Source organism: Serratia sp. Ser99, from assembly GCF_024519545.1.
In the GTDB taxonomy this organism is placed as follows: Bacteria; Pseudomonadota; Gammaproteobacteria; order Enterobacterales; family Enterobacteriaceae; genus Serratia; species Serratia liquefaciens.
Map to the genome: position 1 here is coordinate 166,768 of NZ_JALJRT010000006.1, position 16,243 is coordinate 183,010.

General features: G+C 58.0%; 12 protein-coding genes. 2 read left to right on the forward strand and 10 right to left on the reverse strand.

The window, feature by feature from the left end:
* Positions 1–124: 124 nt before the first annotated feature.
* Positions 125–1,390 carry a stationary phase inducible protein CsiE gene (csiE, locus tag NR114_RS14135; protein ID WP_174574637.1) on the forward strand — a complete coding sequence of 422 codons (1,266 nt, stop codon included), beginning with the start codon at positions 125–127 and terminating at the stop codon, positions 1,388–1,390.
* On the opposite strand, the gene NR114_RS14140 is transcribed toward csiE, so the two are convergent.
* Positions 1,387–2,538 (reverse strand): 3-phenylpropionate MFS transporter, encoded by a 1,152-nt coding sequence (locus NR114_RS14140; protein ID WP_020828172.1) that lies wholly within the window; start codon positions 2,536–2,538, stop codon positions 1,387–1,389. The genes csiE and NR114_RS14140 overlap by 4 nt on opposite strands.
* A 155-nt stretch (positions 2,539–2,693) precedes the next feature.
* Positions 2,694–3,947: a serine hydroxymethyltransferase gene (gene glyA / locus NR114_RS14145; protein WP_020828173.1), complete on the reverse strand. Its 1,254-nt coding sequence runs from the start codon at positions 3,945–3,947 to the stop codon at positions 2,694–2,696.
* 373 nt (positions 3,948–4,320) lie between these two features.
* Between glyA and hmpA the strand changes: the two genes are divergently transcribed.
* Positions 4,321–5,511, forward strand: coding sequence for an NO-inducible flavohemoprotein (gene hmpA / locus NR114_RS14150; RefSeq protein WP_020828174.1), 1,191 nt, complete (start codon positions 4,321–4,323; stop codon positions 5,509–5,511).
* A 163-nt stretch (positions 5,512–5,674) separates the two neighbouring features.
* Here the strand turns inward: hmpA and NR114_RS14155 are convergent, their stop codons facing one another.
* From NR114_RS14155 to NR114_RS14190, 8 genes are all read right to left on the reverse strand, one after another.
* Positions 5,675–6,862 carry a cytochrome c gene (locus NR114_RS14155; protein WP_256814397.1) on the reverse strand — a complete coding sequence of 396 codons (1,188 nt, stop codon included), beginning with the start codon at positions 6,860–6,862 and terminating at the stop codon, positions 5,675–5,677.
* A complete protein-coding gene (locus NR114_RS14160) occupies positions 6,859–8,769 on the reverse strand; it encodes an FAD/NAD(P)-binding protein (protein WP_116689952.1) in 1,911 nt (636 codons plus the stop codon). Before NR114_RS14160 ends, NR114_RS14155 begins: the two co-directional genes overlap by 4 nt.
* Positions 8,770–8,855: 86 nt before the next feature.
* Complete coding sequence (gene patD, locus NR114_RS14165; protein ID WP_234530454.1) at positions 8,856–10,280, reverse strand: aminobutyraldehyde dehydrogenase; 1,425 nt, start codon at positions 10,278–10,280, stop codon at positions 8,856–8,858.
* Between the two features lie 172 nt (positions 10,281–10,452).
* On the reverse strand, positions 10,453–11,259 hold the full coding sequence (locus NR114_RS14170; protein WP_020828178.1) for an ABC transporter permease: 807 nt from the start codon (positions 11,257–11,259) through the stop codon (positions 10,453–10,455).
* Positions 11,249–12,193: an ABC transporter permease gene (locus NR114_RS14175; RefSeq protein WP_020828179.1), complete on the reverse strand. Its 945-nt coding sequence runs from the start codon at positions 12,191–12,193 to the stop codon at positions 11,249–11,251. The genes NR114_RS14170 and NR114_RS14175 overlap by 11 nt, the downstream gene beginning before the upstream one ends.
* 1 nt (position 12,194) lies before the next feature.
* Positions 12,195–13,223, reverse strand: coding sequence for an ABC transporter ATP-binding protein (locus tag NR114_RS14180; protein ID WP_129941369.1), 1,029 nt, complete (start codon positions 13,221–13,223; stop codon positions 12,195–12,197).
* Positions 13,224–13,277: 54 nt separating this feature from the next.
* Positions 13,278–14,432: a putative ABC transporter substrate-binding protein YdcS gene (gene ydcS / locus NR114_RS14185; protein WP_020828181.1), complete on the reverse strand. Its 1,155-nt coding sequence runs from the start codon at positions 14,430–14,432 to the stop codon at positions 13,278–13,280.
* 247 nt (positions 14,433–14,679) lie between these two features.
* Positions 14,680–16,143: a gamma-aminobutyraldehyde dehydrogenase gene (locus NR114_RS14190; RefSeq protein WP_020828182.1), complete on the reverse strand. Its 1,464-nt coding sequence runs from the start codon at positions 16,141–16,143 to the stop codon at positions 14,680–14,682.
* Positions 16,144–16,243: the final 100 nt, after the last annotated feature.

Genomic DNA, 16,243 nt, shown 5'->3' on the forward strand with positions numbered 1-16,243 from the left:
CCATTACAGCCAATAATTGTGACGAAAGTTGTAAGCCGAAGTAAAACCGGGTGCCGTCGCCGCGCCGCGCATCGCCTTTTGCTATGCTTATTCATAATTTAATCGTTACCCGCCAGAAGGTGATATGAGCCTGGACACTTCTCCCGTGCCTGAGCTCTCCGGTCAACAGCGACGCTGCCATCTGTTATTGATGCTGTACGCGCCGGTGCCCGCAGTACAACTGGAGACTATCAGCCAAATTAATGGCGTCGCCCCCCTCATCACCCGGCAAGATATAGCCGAGGTTGCCAGTGAAATCCAGCGTTTCCATCACCTGGAAATTGACGGCAATCCCGACGAAGGCTACCGGATCAGAGGCAGCGCGCTCAACCAACGCCTCTGCCTGATCCACTGGCTGCGACGAGCCCTGCGCTGCAGCCCGGAGTTTGTCGAACATCACTTTTCCCAGTGGTTACAGCAGGCGCTGGGACGAGGTGCAGAGCTGACGCCAGAGTTGGAGCAGTGCATCGGCGAATGCGAAGCGTTGCTCAACCGCAGTTTTGATCGACGCGATCGTCAGTTTCTGCAGCACTACCTGCGCTTTTGTGTCTGGGAAAACCAGCGCCAACGACACCCTGTTTTTACCCCCGCTCAGCACGACTGGCTGCATCAGAAACCGGAATACCAGGCGGCCGCTTTGCTGCATCATTCGTTAAATCAGCTCTTTACCCTGCCGCCCGTGGCCAGCGAAAGTGACTTTTTGGTATTGACGTTCACCATGTTGAAAAACCACAGTTACCACAGCAACGACTCAGCGGAAGATCTGCGGCTGATGGCGGCGATAAAAAACATGGTCGATCGCTTCCAACAGATCTCCGGCATGACCTTCAGCAGTGAAGAGGATTTGATTAGCCAGTTATTTGCTCATCTGGCGCCGGCGGTGGAGCGCTGTCGCTTTGAGATTGGCATCGATAACCAGCTGCTGGAAGAGGTCGAACGTAAGTATCCACGCCTGATGCGTACCGCTCAGGAGGCACTGGCGCCGTTGGAGCAGGAGTACGACATTCATTTTTCCAGTGAGGAAGCGGGCTTGGTCGCCATCAGTTTTGGCGCCTGGCTGATGCAGGGCAATGCGCTGCAGGAAAAGCAGGTGCTGTTGCTGACGCTGGACAACCCGCAGTTGGAAGAGCAAGTGGAGTATCAAATCCGCGAATTAACGCTGCTGCCGTTGAACATCAAATATTTGCCGCTACGCGATTATCTGCGCTCTGGCGCGCCACAGGGCATCACGTTGGTGATTACCCCTTATGCCGCAGAACACACCGAGTCGGAGCCACCGCTGATTTACACCGAATTACCGCTGGAACGCCAGCAGCGCAAAGCCATCCGTGCGCTGCTGGAAACCTCTTAACGGCTGCCGCTGACTGCCACCGCCGGCGGGCGAATAAACATCGCCGGCAGAGCCACCGCTGCCATCACCCAGAACACCCCGCCCTGCAGATGTTCGAACAGGAAACCGGCAATCACCGTCATAATCGCAATGCCGCCGCCCATCGCCAGCGCCGAGTAGACCGCCTGCAACCGGATCACTTCCGGCCCCTTGCGCGCGGCGATAAAACGCATGGCCGCCAGATGGCAAACGGTGAAAGTGCCGCAATGCAGAATTTGGATCACCAGCAACCACCCCAGTTCGGTACTGGACGCCATCAGGCCCCAGCGCAGTACGCCACAGCAGGCGGAAAGCAGCAGCAGATTACGGGCATTCCAGCGACGGAACAGGAAATTACTGCTAGCGAAAATGATCACTTCCGCTACCACACCCAACGACCACAGGTAGCCAATGGTCGAAGCCGAATACCCCGCTTCCTGCCAATAGATCGAGCCGAAGCTGTAATAGCCGGCATGTGCGCCCTGCAACAAGGTGACGCACAGCAGGAAGCGCCAGACCGGCCCCTCTTTTAACATCTCCCACAATGAACGGTCGGCTTCGCTGTGGCTGCGCGCTTCTCCCTGTGGCATCACGCTCGGTTTCAGCATCATGCCCAACAGCATCGCCAAAATACTGATGATCAGGCTGTAAAGGATCGCGTTATGCCCCCAGACGGAAACCATCTGTCCGGTCAGCGCCGAACCGATGACAAACGCCAGCGAGCCCCACAGTCTGACCCGGCCGTAATCCATGGTGATCTGTTTTTGCCAGGTCGCAGCCAGTGCGTCGGTCAGCGGCACCAGCGGCGAAAAGAACAGGTTGAAACCGGCAATCACCAGCATCAGCCAGCCCCAGCCGTTACCGAAACAGAACCCGATGGCAAAAGCCAGCGTCAGCAATGCCAGCAGCCGCAAAGCCGTCACCAAATGAGAGGGATCCTTAACCCGGGGAGCAATCAGCAAACTTCCGAGGAAACGCGCAACCAACCCGGCACCGAGCAGAATACCGATGGTTTCAGGGGGTATCCCCTCGCCTTTTAACCAAACGCCCCAAAAGGGTAAGAAAATGCCGTAAGAAAAGAAGTAGGTGAAATAACTGAGAGCGAGCCAACGCGTTGATTGCAGTACCATGATCCCTCCGGTGTGAAGGCAATACTTTGACAGAGCTCACACTGGCTAGCAATGTACATTCAGGTGCGAGGCCATAGACTGCTAAGCAGTTCACAGTTTGCCTGCCACGGGCATAAAAAAACCCGCCGAAGCGGGTTTTTAAACAGAAAGCGGAATTAAGCGTAAACCGGCAGGCGGGCGCAGATATCCAACACTTTCTTCTTGGTGCGTTCGATGGTGGCCTCATCATTGATGTTGTCCAACACGTCGCAGATCCAACCGGCCAGCTCACGCACTTCCGCTTCTTTGAAGCCGCGACGCGTTACAGCCGGAGTACCGATACGCACACCTGAGGTGACGAACGGGCTCTTAGGATCGTTTGGCACGCTGTTTTTGTTCACGGTGATGTTGGCGCGGCCCAGGGCGGCGTCAGCTTCTTTACCGGTCAGGTTCTTGTCAACCAGATCCAACAGGAACAGGTGGTTATGGGTGCCACCGGAAACCACTTTGTAGCCGCGCTCCAGGAACACTTCCACCATCGCTTTGGCGTTATCGGCCACTTGCTGCTGGTAGATCTTGAACTCAGGCTCCATCGCTTCTTTCAGCGCTACCGCTTTACCGGCAATCACGTGCATCAGCGGGCCGCCCTGGCCGCCCGGGAACACGGCGGAGTTCAGCTTCTTGTACAGATCTTCATCACCGCCTTTCGCCAGGATCAGGCCGCCGCGCGGACCCGCCAGGGTTTTGTGGGTGGTGGTGGTCACGATGTGAGCGTGTGGAACCGGGTTCGGATAAACGCCGGCGGCGATCAGGCCCGCAACGTGCGCCATATCAACGAACAGGTAAGCGCCGATGCTGTCGGCGATTTCACGCATTTTTGCCCAGTCAACGATACCGGAGAAGGCAGAGAAGCCGCCGATGATCATTTTTGGCTTGTGAGTTTGCGCCTGCTTGGCCAGATCTTCGTAATCGATTTGACCTTTATCGTCGATACCGTAAGGCACCACGTTATACAGTTTGCCGGACAGGTTAACCGGAGAACCGTGGGTCAGGTGGCCACCGTGCGCCAAGTTCATCCCCAAAATGGTGTCGCCCGGCTGCAGCAGCGCGGTGTAAACGGCAAAGTTAGCCTGGGAGCCGGAGTGCGGCTGTACGTTGGCGTAATCGGCACCGAACAGCTCTTTGGCACGGTCGATAGCCAGTTGCTCAACGATATCCACGTATTCGCAGCCGCCGTAATAACGCTTGCCCGGATAACCTTCAGCGTATTTGTTGGTCAGCTGGGAACCCTGAGCCTGCATTACGCGCGGGCTGGTGTAGTTCTCAGACGCAATCAGCTCAATGTGCTCTTCCTGACGCACCACTTCTTGCTCCATTGCACGCCACAGTTCGGCATCGTAATCAGCAATGTTCATTTCACGCTTTAACATCCGGCTTCTCCTGACTTAAATCGGCTAACTAAAAAATCACCAAATAACTACCCGTTTGGGTTCTGGGGCACAGTGTAAACTGTTTCCCCCCACCGAGGATAGGCCTTGACAGAGGTTTTTACGCAAACGATTGGCATTAGGCGCGGCAAGGCTTTGATCCGATAAATATCCCCATTCGGCAACGGACTTTTACTCATGCTGGGAATGCGGTTTTTTCATGTTCTGTGAGCGGGATCGCCGCTCGCCGACCCCGTAACAAAAACAGGGGTATTTACAGCCACCACAGAAACCGTTAGGATGCGCTTAAACTTAAAGATGCATTTAAAATGCATCATTACATTATTCCAATAATGATCGACCAAGGAGCGCTGCCATGCTGGATAGCCAAACCATCGCCACCGTAAAATCTACTATTCCCCTGCTGGCCGCTACCGGGCCGAAGCTGACCGCACATTTCTACGATCGTATGTTCGAGCACAATCCCGAGCTCAAAGACGTGTTCAATATGAACAATCAGCGCAATGGCGATCAGCGTCAGGCGCTGTTCGATGCGATCTGCGCCTATGCCGCGAATATCGAAAATCTGGCGGCGCTGCTGCCGGCGGTAGAACGTATTGCCCAGAAGCACACCAGCCTGAATATTCAGCCGGATCAATATCAGATTGTCGGTGGCCATTTACTGGCGACCCTGGACGAAATGTTCAGCCCGGGTCAGGAAGTGCTGGATGCCTGGGGCAAAGCCTATGGCGTACTGGCGGACGTGTTTATCCAGCGTGAAGGCCAGATTTATCAGGCCAGCGAAAGCGCCGACGGCGGCTGGCGCGATCTGCGCGCTTTCCGCATCGTCAAAAAACAACCGCAGAGCGAGGTGATTTGCAGCTTCGTGCTGGCGCCGGTTGACGGTGGCCGGGTAATCGACTTCAAACCGGGGCAATACCTGGCGGTCTATATCAAGCACGACAGCATGGAGAATCAGGAGATTCGCCAATACTCGCTGACCACCTCACCGAACGGCGAATACTATCGCATTGCGGTGAAGCGTGAAGATCAGGGTAAGGTTTCGAATTTCCTGCATCAGCAGGCCAAAGAAGGCGACGTAATTTACCTTGCTCCACCGCACGGGGATTTCTTCCTCGAAGCCAAGCCGGATACTCCGGTGGCGTTGATCTCCGCCGGCGTTGGCCAAACGCCTATGCTCGGCATGCTCAATACCCTGCACGATAACCAGCATCAGGCGGACGTGCACTGGCTGCACGCGGCGGAAAATGGCAGCGTTCACGCCTTTGCCGATGAAGTGGCGGACATCGCTGGGCGCATGCCAAACCTGAGCCGCCACGTGTGGTACAACCAACCGAATGCTAATGATGTGGAAGGCCGAGACTACCAGAGCCGTGGCCTGATGGATCTCAGCGCCCTGCGCGAAACGCTCAGCACCCCGCAGATGCATTACTACTTCTGCGGACCGGTGCCGTTTATGCAACACGTGGGCAAACAGTTGCTGGAGATGGGCGTCAGCGCCGATCGTATCCACTACGAATGCTTCGGCCCACACAAGGTGATGTAATTGAAAAGGGCGCAGTTCATCCACAACCGCGCCCTATACGCTAAATAATTGGCGTTGCATCGCGGCGGCAACTAAGCGCATCCCCAGAAATGTACAATAAGTACGTGACTGGGGTAAGCGCAGGCAGCCAACAAAGAGGCAGCTTCAAGTATGACGGGTATGATTATTTCTCCGCCAGCTTGCGTGTCTCCTGCACCTGCTGCGCCGTCACCGGTGCAGCCTGATTCCCCCAACTGCCTCTTAGATAGCTCATCAGATCGGCTGCCTGTTGGTCGTTCAACGTCCAGGCGTAGCCCGGCATGGCGATCGCGGTGGCGTGCTGGGTGATTGGCGTGTGTGCACCTTCCAGCACCACGCGTAGCGCAGTGATCGGATTTTCCGCCGTCACCGTCGTGTTGCCCGCCAGCGCAGGAATGGTGTTGTCGCTGCCCTCGCCCTTATTGCCATGACAGGTTGAACAGTACATCGCATAGCTGCGCTGCCCCGCCTGCTGATGGTCGGCGGCCAGCGGCGTCACTTTCTGCGCCGCGGGTTGCTCCGCCGCCAGGCTGTGCAAATAGGTGGCAATAGCGTTCAGATCGCCGTCGGTAAGATACTGCGTACTGTGGCTCACCACTTCGCTCATCGGCCCGGAAACCGCGGCATGTTGGCTGCGCCCGGTTTTCAACAGGGCAACCACTTCGTCCTGCTTCATTCCGCGTAACCCGGAAGCGTACCAACCGTCTAGCTCGGCGCCGCTCAGGAAGGCCGGCTCTTTGCTGTCCAGACCTTTTTCCTGCATCGCCCAGCCACGCGGCGTATGGCAACTGCCACAGTGCCCCGCCCCCTGAACCAAATAGGCGCCGCGATTCCACTCTGCGCTCTGGTTGTGGTCAGGCTGGTAAGGCGTATCGTCATGGAACAGCTGATTCCATACCGCCAGCGGCCAACGCATCGACAACGGCCAACTGATGTCACTGGCGCGGTTGGCGGTATTCTGCGCCGGCACTTCGTTCATCAGGTAGTCATACAGCGCGCGCATATCTTCCGCATTCATTTTGGCGTAAGAGGTATACGGCATCGCCGGATAAAGCCGGTGACCGTCTTTGGCGATCCCCTGGCGCATGGCGCGGTCAAACTCGTCAAAAGAATAAGCGCCGATGCCCTGCTGTTTGTCCGGCGTGATATTGGTGGCGTAGATATTGCCCAGCGGCGTCGGGAACTTCATGCCGCCGGCAAACAATGCGCCGCCTGCCGAGGTATGGCAGGCGGTACAGTCACCGGCCTTGGCCACGTATTCCCCGGCCGACATCGCCTGGGCCGAACCGCCCGTCGCCAGTAAGGTCAGCAAATACAGTGAACGCATTCTCATGCTCCCTCCTTCGCGGCAACCTTGCCATAGGCCAGCTCATTGACCGCACGCCATGCCTGGTCGATCGCCGAGTTGGCGTACGGGCTCCAGTCTGAATCCGAGTTGGCAATCACGATTTTGCCGATCGGCTGGCGCGCCGTCTCAATGATTTTCTTCGCTTCGTCCTCGTCGTCAAACAAGCCGTTGAGGAAATAGGAGTAACCGTGCGACCAGCGGTTGACGGTAATGGCTTCAATATCACGCTGGTGATCGAACCCGGCCGACCCCAGCATGCCCTGCAATTGTTCGCGGATCATCTGCTCATGCACTTCAAACGGTGTGCCCAACAGCAGGGCACGGCCTTTACGTGACTGTTCGCGCGGGCTGAGTCCGCTGCCCGCCAACGTCGGCACGTATACCATATGCAGGCCAATGGGCTGGTTGGGATCGCGCGGGTGCTGATAGCCGCCCATACTCACTGGATAATCCAGCTTCACGCGGCAATAAGGGGCGGTTGGGGAGTAAACTTCATGTACGCCCAGTTTGATAAACGGCTGCCAGTTGCGGATCACCACTTTGCTGTACACCAGCGGTGACTTCACGTTCTGCTTCAGCGCCTCTTGCTGTTCGGTCGACATTTCCGGTACCAGGTACGGGATCATCATGTTGTACCCCGCCATCACCACCTGCCCGGCGCGCACCTTGGTCATTTTCTCACCGGTCATATAGGTCACTTCGACCTTGTCACCGACGTTGGCCGCGTGCAATCCGGTGCTGTTCAATCGCAGTTTTACCGGCGAATCGGCACGGTCTAGCTGGCTGTAATCGAACTTGGCGAGAACGATGTCATTCATGTCTTTGCCGCCCGGTGAAACCGCCGGGATCAGATGGCGTACCATCAGACGCGTCAGGGTAGCGTTGCCGTCCGGGAAGTGGAACACATAAGGATCGTCGAGATCCGCCTGCGACTCTTCGTCCAGCGGCGGCAGGTTCATACCGTTCAGGCCCGGCAGGTCACAAATACGGGCGTCGCTGCATGAAGTCGCGTCAATGCCCACCGCCTGGAAATCACTGGTAGTTTGCTGGAAATAGCGGATAGCCATTTCGCTCAGCCCCACCTTTTCACGCAGGAATTCGGTATAGCTGTGCTTGTCGAGCCATTCGCTTTTCTGCTCCTGGCTCATTTCCGGCAGGTAGTCCTTGTCCACCGTATGCAGTGCAATCAGCGCCTGACGGTCGCTTTCCGGCAGCGGGAAATCGCCGATAAAAGCTTCATAGGAACGGCCGTTGAGTCGGTCATGCGGAATATCGTCCGCCACCATACGACCGGGATCGCCGCTCACCACTTTGTCGACGCCAAAGTTCTTACGGTCGAAATAGACACCGCGGCTCAGGTTCAGATTGGGGTAAAAAGTGGTGTCGAAAGCCTTTTCCAGGTTGTCGATGCTGACACCCAGTTTTTTCAGCAGCCCCATCGCTACCGGGCTAAAGTTGGAACGCGGCGACTGCAGCGACTCGCTGCCGCCATAACCGAGGATGGTCCCGTTCTCACTGCTGAATTCATTGCGTTTGGCATGGCCACCAAAATCATCATGGTTGTCGATCAGCAAAATACGCTGCTGCGTCCCCTTCATTTGCTGCCAGAAACAGGCCGCGGCCAGCCCGCTGATCCCGGCACCGACCACCACCAGATCAAACTCTTCCGTCGCCGGTACGGCGGCAAAATCGAAGGCCCTGCCGTCACGCCCCAATTGGTGCGCATGTTCAAAGGAACCGGGGTGATTGCCCCGCAGTCCGGTCAGCGTCGGCGGATAGTAGAGGGTTTGATTGGCGGTTTGCGGCGATGCCCGCAGGATCTGCATCGGCGTCAGCCCGGCAGCGATGGTGATCGCCACTCCATTAAGAAAATCGCGTCTGGTGATGCCCATAATTGGCTTCCTTTCAGTTTTTATTATCATCAGACCGGCGGGGCCGGTCTGAAGGCCGCGTTATTTTGCGGATAAATACAGTAAAATCAATGTTTGAACATCACATGACGTATCGCAGTGTAGTCTTCCAGGCCATACATCGACATATCCTTGCCGTAGCCGGACAGCTTCTGGCCACCGTGCGGCATCTCGCTCACCAGCATGAAATGGGTATTCACCCAGGTGCAGCCATACTGCAGACGAGCGCTTAGACGGTGTGCCCGACCGACATCCCGGGTCCACAACGACGACGCCAGGCCATACTGTGACTCGTTGGCCCAGGCCAATACCTGCGCCTCATCCTCGAACTCCGTGACGGTTACCACCGGCCCGAACACTTCACGCTGCACAATCTCATCTTCCTGGCGCGCACCGGCCAGCAGCGTTGGCTGGAAATAGTAGCCGGGGCCGTTGACTCGCGTACCGCCGGTCACCACCTGCACGTGCGGCAGCGCCTTGGCTCGCTCGACAAAACCCACCACCCGCTCCAGATGCTGAGCGGTGATCAATGGGCCCAGCTCGCTGTCTGGATCTTCCGGCGGGCCTATCTTCAGGCTGCCAATAGCCTCACCCAAGGCCTTTACCAACTGCGGATAAATGCCTTTCTGGGCATAAATCCGGCAAGCGGCGGTGCAATCCTGGCCAGCGTTGTAGAAACCAAAGCTGCGAATGCCGTCCACCACCTGTTGCAGATCGGCGTCGTCGAACACCAGTACCGGTGCCTTGCCGCCCAGTTCCATATGGGTACGTTTAATGCCGGGCGCGGTATGGGCAATGATGTGTTCACCGGTAGCGATTGAGCCGGTCAGCGACACCATGCGCACCTTGTCATGGCCGGTCAGCCGGTCACCGACGCTGGCGCCGCGGCCAAACAGCACGTTGAATACGCCCGCAGGGAACACATCGGCGGCCAGCTCCGCCAGCTTGAAGGTGGTCAGCGGGGTTTGTTCCGAAGGCTTAAGCACCACGCAGTTACCTGCCGCCAATGCCGGAGCCAGCTTCCACGCCGCCATCATCAGCGGGTAGTTCCAGGGAGCGATTGAAGCAACCACCCCCAACGCATCGCGGCGGATCATCGACGTGTGCCCGGCCAGGTATTCACCGGCCGCCAGCCCACTCAGGCAACGGCTGGCACCGGCGAAGAAGCGGAACACATCCGCCACCGCCGGCAACTCATCGTTCAATACGCAGTGGTAAGGTTTGCCGCAGTTAAGCGACTCCAGACGGGCAAAGGTTTCCGCATGGTGGTCGATCAGGTCCGCCAGCTTCAGCAGGTGCTCGGCACGCTCTTTCGGTGTGGTCTGGCCCCATTCGCCAAACGCGGCGTCGGCTGCCAACACCGCCTGATCGACCTGCTCCGCACTGGCTTCAGCCACCTGCACCACCACCTCTCCGGTCGCCGGGTTATACACCGGCAACAACGCCCCCTGGCCGGCAACCAGTTGGCCGTTAATCAACAATTGGCTTTGCATATAGACGAACCCCTCAGTTATTTATTTTTAGCGACATGATCCCTTTCCCCAATGGATTTCAAGTTGCAGCTAGGCGGCAAGAGCGTAAATCCCCCGGAGCTTATACAAAATAAGTGACTGGGGTTTACGCTCGCAGCCAACAACGCTGCAGCTTGAAAGACGAAGGGGAAAGCTATTTGCCGCTGCCGGCGACGCTTTCGCCACCTTTGGTCAGGTAATAGGCCCCCAAAATCGGGATCATGGTCAGCAGCATCACCGACAGCGCCACCACGTTGGTGATCGGCACGTCACGTGGGCGACCGAGCTGGTTCAGCAACCACAGCGGCAGCGTGCGCTCATGGCCGGCGGTGAAGGTGGTGACAATGATTTCATCAAACGACAACGCGAACGCCAGCATGCCCCCGGCCAGCAGCGCCGAACCTAGGTTGGGCAATATCACGTAGCGGAAGGTTTGCCAGCCGTCGGCACCGAGATCCATAGAGGCCTCGATCAGGCTGTAGGAGGTTCGGCGGAAACGGGCAATCACGTTGTTGAACACGATCACCACGCAGAAGGTGGCATGGCCAATGACGATGGTCAGCACCCCCGGTTCGATATTCAGCGCCTTAAACGCCGCCAGCAGTGCCAGACCGGTGACAATGCCCGGCAGCGCGATCGGCAACAGCAGCAGCAACGAAATGCTGTCTTTGCCGAAGAAGTCACGCCGGTAGAGAGCCGCTGCCGCCAGCGTGCCCAGTACCAGCGCCACAACGGTGGCCAGCGCGGCAATCTGCGCGGACAGCAGCATCGCATCGATAATGTCCTGGCGCCCGGCTGCAACGCTGAACCAATGCAGCGTAAACCCCTTCGGCGGGAAGCTGAAAGCCGCATCCTCGGTGTTGAAGGCGTAGATGGCGATAATCGCCAACGGGAAATGCAGGAAAATCAGTCCGCCCCAGGCGGCCAGTTTTAGCCCTAACGGCGCGCGTTCAGAGTGCATCGAAAGCCCCCAGACGTTTCACAATGGAAAGATAAATCGCGATCAGCACAATCGGCACCAGAGTAAAGGCCGCAGCCATCGGCATATTGCCGATCGCCCCTTGCTGGGCGTACACCATGCTGCCGATAAAGTAGCCCGGCGGCCCCACCAGTTGCGGCACGATAAAGTCCCCCAGCGTCAGCGAGAAGGTGAAGATTGATCCGGCGGCGATCCCCGGCACCGCCAAAGGCAGGATCACGTAACGAAAGGTCTGCGCAGGGCGTGCGCCCAGATCCGCCGAAGCATGCAGCAGCGAAGGAGGCAGGCGTTCCAGTGCCGCCTGGATCGGCAGGATCATGAACGGCAGCCAGATATAAACAAACACCAGAAAACGGCCCAACCCGGAGGTGGATAGCGTGTTACCGCCGACACCCGGTACAGTCAGGATCGCCGCCAGCAACGGCTCCAGCCCAAGATGCTGCAGGAACCATTGCGCTACGCCATCCTTCGCCAACAGCAGCGTCCAGGCGTAGGCCTTGACGATATAGCTGGCCCACATCGGCATCATCACCGCGATGTAGAAAAACGCCTTGGTGCGGCCGCTGGTGTAGCGCGCCATGTAATAGGCAATGGGAAACGCCAGCACCGCGCTGGCCAGGGACACCAGTACCGCCATCGTCAGCGTGCGCAGAATGATGTCGTAATTGGCCGGGTTGAACAGCGCCCGCAGGTTATCGAAGGTCAGATCCGGCGTCACCGTCATGGTGAAGTCGTCGAAGGTGTAAAACCCCTGCCACAGCAGCGTCAGCAATGAGCCAAGGTAGACCGCGCCAAACCACAGCAGCGGCGGCACCAGTAACAGCAGCAGGTACAGCGTCGGCCGGCGATAAAGGTAGGTCGACAGGGTGCGCAAGGTTCCGCGGCGCGGCGCGGGATAATCGATGCTCATCTCCATTTCACCTCGCCTCCAGCAATGGCACCATCGCCTCACGTGACCAGCAGGCGGTGACCGGTTGGCCGATCAGATGCGGCTGCCCGTCGGCGAGCCATTGAGGATTCGCCTGGCTGACCAGCAGTTTTTCACCGCTGTTCAACGCAATTTCGTAGCGCGTCGCCGCCCCCTGGTAATGGATCTCCTGCAGCGTACCCTGCACCTGAATTTCCCCCTGCGCTGCGCCGGCCTGATCCGCGAACCGAATATGCTCGGGACGGATAGAGAAGGTGGCGGCCTGGCCCAACAGCCGCTGCGCCAAATCGCTGCGCACCACGTTAGAGGTGCCGACAAACTCGGCGACAAACGGCGTCTTCGGTCGCATGTAGAGTTCGCGCGGCGCGTCCACCTGTTCAATACGGCCATTGTTGAACACCGCCACCCGGTCGGACATCGACAACGCTTCGCTCTGATCGTGGGTGACGAAAATAAAGGTGATGCCGAGCTGGCGCTGCAGCTTTTTCAACTCCCCCTGCATCTGCTCGCGCAGCTTGAGATCCAGCGCGCCGAGCGGTTCATCCAACAGCAGCACCCGCGGCCGATTGACCAGTGCGCGAGCCAGTGCGACACGCTGCCGCTGGCCGCCGGAAAGGTGCGCCGGTTTGCGCTCGGCTACAAACCCCAACGCCACGCTGTCCAGCGCTTCCTGCGCACGGGCCAGGCGTTCACGCTTGGCGACGCCTTTAACCATCAGCCCGTAAGCGACGTTTTCCAGTACCGACATGTGTGGGAACAGCGCGTAATCCTGGAAGACGGTATTCACGTCGCGCTGATACGGCGGCAAATTGGCGGCCTCCTGCCCGTGAATACGAATCGAGCCGGCAGTGAGCTGTTCGAAACCGGCGATCAACCGCAGGCAGGTGGTTTTCCCCGAGCCGGAAGGCCCGAGCATGGAGAAGAATTCCCCGTCTTGTATCTCGATTGAAACCCGGTCCACGGCGCGAACCTCGCCGAAGCTTCGCGAAACATCGATAAATTGCACGGCAATGGTCATGATCTGCGCTCCTGATTGACGTTAATCGGGCGTAGCGAACTACGCCCGCACGGGTTACCGACCGCCCATGATGGCGATGTAATCCTGAGTCCAGCGGCTGTAGGGCACGAATTTTCCGCCCTGCGCCTGTGGCGTTTTCCAAAAGGCAATCTTGTCGAACTGGTTGAAACCGTTGGTCTCGCAACCTTTATCACCCAACAGCGTGCTGGCCTTGCAACCCGCCGGCGACGCCGGGACAGAACCGAACCAGGCGGCAACGTCGCCCTGCACTTTCGGTTCCAGCGACCAGTTCATCCACAGATAGGCGCAGTTCGGGTGTTTGGCATCGGCGTGCAGCATGGTGGTGTCGGCCCAACCGGTCACCCCCTCTTTCGGGAATACCGTACCGATCGGCTGGCCTTCCCCTTTCAGGGCATTGGCCTGATACGGCCAGGCGCTGGAGGCGACCACACCTTCGTTTTTGAAATCGCTCATTTGTACCGAGGTGTCATGCCAGTAGCGGTGGATCAGTGCATGCTGGGTACGCAACAGCTTCAGCGCCGCCTGATACTGCTCTTCGTTAAGCTGATACGGATCGCTGATGCCAAGCTGCGGTTGCGTGGCCTTCAGGAACAACGCCGCATCGGCGATATAGATTGGCCCATCATAGGCCTGAACCCGGCCCTGATTGGTTTTGCCATCCGGCAGGTTCTGCTGCTGGAACACTACTGCCCAGCTGTCCGGCGGTGTCGGGAAGGTTTTGGTGTTATACATCAGCAGGTTTGGGCCCCACTGATAGGGCGTGCCGTAAGTTTTGCCGTCCAGGGTGTACCAGGCACCGTTTAACAGGCGCGGGTCGATGTTTTTCCAGTTAGGGATCAAGGCGGTATTGATCGGCTGCACCCGCTTGCCGAAAATCAGCCGCAGCGAAGCGTCGCCGGAAGCGGTGACCAGGTCGTAGCCTCCTTTGGCCATCAGGCTGACCATTTCGTCGGAAGTGGCGGCGGTTTTCACATTCACCGCGCAGCTGGTTTGCTTTTCAAACTGGCTGACCCAGTCGTAGTTTTTATCGGACTGACCGCGTTCGATGTAACCGGGCCAGGCAATGATATCCAGTCGCCCTTCGCCCTTGCCGAGCGCCTGCGGCAGATCGGCCGCCTGGGCCAAACCGCAAAGTACGGTGAAACAAAGTGCGGAAACTGTGGTGGTGACTGCGGTAGTTTTTCCCATCGTAATTACCCCTGTGTGGCCTATCTGTGTGCGGCAGGGAACGGCTGCCGCCCTAGTCTCATTTTATTTACCCTATGAATTTCAAGTTGGCCGCTCTAGCGCGTCCATGCGCTCGCGGCATTTGTACATCCCTGTACAGCACAGCCAGGCGACCAGCTCACTCATCCCCAGACACTTACTTGAGTAAGCCACTGGGATGAGTGCAGGTAACATCGCTGCAGCTTGAAAAGCGACGGGTATGCTGCCTTTAGAAGCTGGCTTTAAATTTCGCCATCACATGCCTGACAACGCTGTAGTCCTGCAGTGAATCGCTGGAAAGATCTTTGCCGTAGCCGGAGCGTTTCAGGCCCCCGTGCGGCATTTCACTCGCCAGGGTGAAATGGGTGTTGATCCAGGTACTGCCGTATTGCAGATGGGCGGCGATATGCAGCGCCCGATCGATATTCTGCGTCCAGACCGATGAGGCCAGGCCGTATTCGGAATCGTTTGCCCAGTTGACCGCCTGCTCCAGATGTTCAAAGCGGGTGATGCTCACCACCGGCCCAAACACCTCCCGCTGGACGATTTCATCGCTTTGCAGACAGCCGGCAAGCAGCGTGGGCTGGTAATAGAAACCCGGACCGGAATGCGCGGCGGCGCCGGTGATCAATTCAATGTGTGGCTGGCTGAGCGCACGTTCGACAAAACTGGCGACGCGATCGCGCTGGCGACTGCTGATCAGTGGACCGATTTCGTTATCCTCATCGCGTTTGCGGGCAAAGCGCAGGCTGGCAACCGCCTCGCCCAACGCATCCACCAGCTTCGGATAGATCCCCGCCTGCGCGTAGATACGGCAGGCCGCGGTGCAGTCTTGCCCGGCGTTGTAGTAGCCATAGGTGCGAATGCTGTTGACCACCTCGTCCAAATCGGCGTCATCGCAGACAATCACCGGTGCCTTGCCCCCCAACTCCAGGTGCGTGCGTTTGACGCTTTTCGCCGCCGCCTGCAGAATTTTCTGCCCGGTAACGATATCGCCGGTGACCGAAACCAGCCGTACCTGCGGGTGGCCGACCAAATGGCTGCCGACCCCTTCCCCGCCGCCGTAGACGATATTCAGCACCCCCGGCGGCAGGATCTCCTGTAACGCGGGCACCAGCGCCAAAATGGTCAGAGGGGTGTGTTCGGAAGGTTTGAATACCACGGTGTTGCCCGCGGCCAGCGCTGGCGCAATTTTCCACGCTGCCATCATCAACGGGTAATTCCAGGGCGCAATAGAGGCCACCACGCCGATCGGGTCACGGCGGATCATTGAAGTGTGCCCTTCGATATATTCCCCGGCCAACTGCCCCTGCTGGGTGCGCACCGCGCCGGCAAAGAAGCGAAAGACGTCGATGGCCGCCGGCAGGTCGTCATTAAGCGCCTGATGCAGCGGTTTGCCGCAGTTGAGCGCCTCCAGACCGGCCAGGCGCTCGGCCTGACGCTCGATGGCATCGGCAATACGCAACAGAATAGCCGCGCGGTAGGCGGGGGTAGTCCGCGACCAGGAAGCGAACGCCTGTTGCGCCGCTTTCACTGCGTTGCCGACCTGGACAGATGAGGCTTCGGTGATCGAGACCAGCGTCTCGCCATTCGCCGGATTAACGATGCACTCTTGCTGGCCTTCGCCTTCGACCGATTGACCGTTAATAAATTGCTGACAGGATAAACCTGAAAGGAGGTGCACATCTGCCATTGCGTATCGCCTCTGAGTGACAAAAACGTTAACTAAATGTGAAATAAGTTAGTTTTAATCAGACTAAGCGAGCATCAGGCAGCCAACAAATTCTAAATAC

Excerpts from the sequence above, each read along its gene's own strand:
- NR114_RS14190 (WP_020828182.1), bottom strand. The coding sequence starts at position 16,143 with ATGGCAGATGTGCACCTCCTTTCAGGTTTATCCTGTCAGCAATTTATT.
- hmpA (WP_020828174.1), top strand. The coding sequence starts at position 4,321 with ATGCTGGATAGCCAAACCATCGCCACCGTAAAATCTACTATTCCCCTG.
- patD (WP_234530454.1), bottom strand. The coding sequence starts at position 10,280 with ATGCAAAGCCAATTGTTGATTAACGGCCAACTGGTTGCCGGCCAGGGG.
- NR114_RS14160 (WP_116689952.1), bottom strand. The coding sequence starts at position 8,769 with ATGGGCATCACCAGACGCGATTTTCTTAATGGAGTGGCGATCACCATC.
- NR114_RS14175 (WP_020828179.1), bottom strand. The coding sequence starts at position 12,193 with ATGGAGATGAGCATCGATTATCCCGCGCCGCGCCGCGGAACCTTGCGC.
- NR114_RS14140 (WP_020828172.1), bottom strand. The coding sequence starts at position 2,538 with ATGGTACTGCAATCAACGCGTTGGCTCGCTCTCAGTTATTTCACCTAC.
- ydcS (WP_020828181.1), bottom strand. The coding sequence starts at position 14,432 with ATGGGAAAAACTACCGCAGTCACCACCACAGTTTCCGCACTTTGTTTC.
- NR114_RS14180 (WP_129941369.1), bottom strand. The coding sequence starts at position 13,223 with ATGACCATTGCCGTGCAATTTATCGATGTTTCGCGAAGCTTCGGCGAG.
- NR114_RS14155 (WP_256814397.1), bottom strand. The coding sequence starts at position 6,862 with ATGAGAATGCGTTCACTGTATTTGCTGACCTTACTGGCGACGGGCGGT.
- NR114_RS14170 (WP_020828178.1), bottom strand. The coding sequence starts at position 11,259 with ATGCACTCTGAACGCGCGCCGTTAGGGCTAAAACTGGCCGCCTGGGGC.
- csiE (WP_174574637.1), top strand. The coding sequence starts at position 125 with ATGAGCCTGGACACTTCTCCCGTGCCTGAGCTCTCCGGTCAACAGCGA.
- glyA (WP_020828173.1), bottom strand. The coding sequence starts at position 3,947 with ATGTTAAAGCGTGAAATGAACATTGCTGATTACGATGCCGAACTGTGG.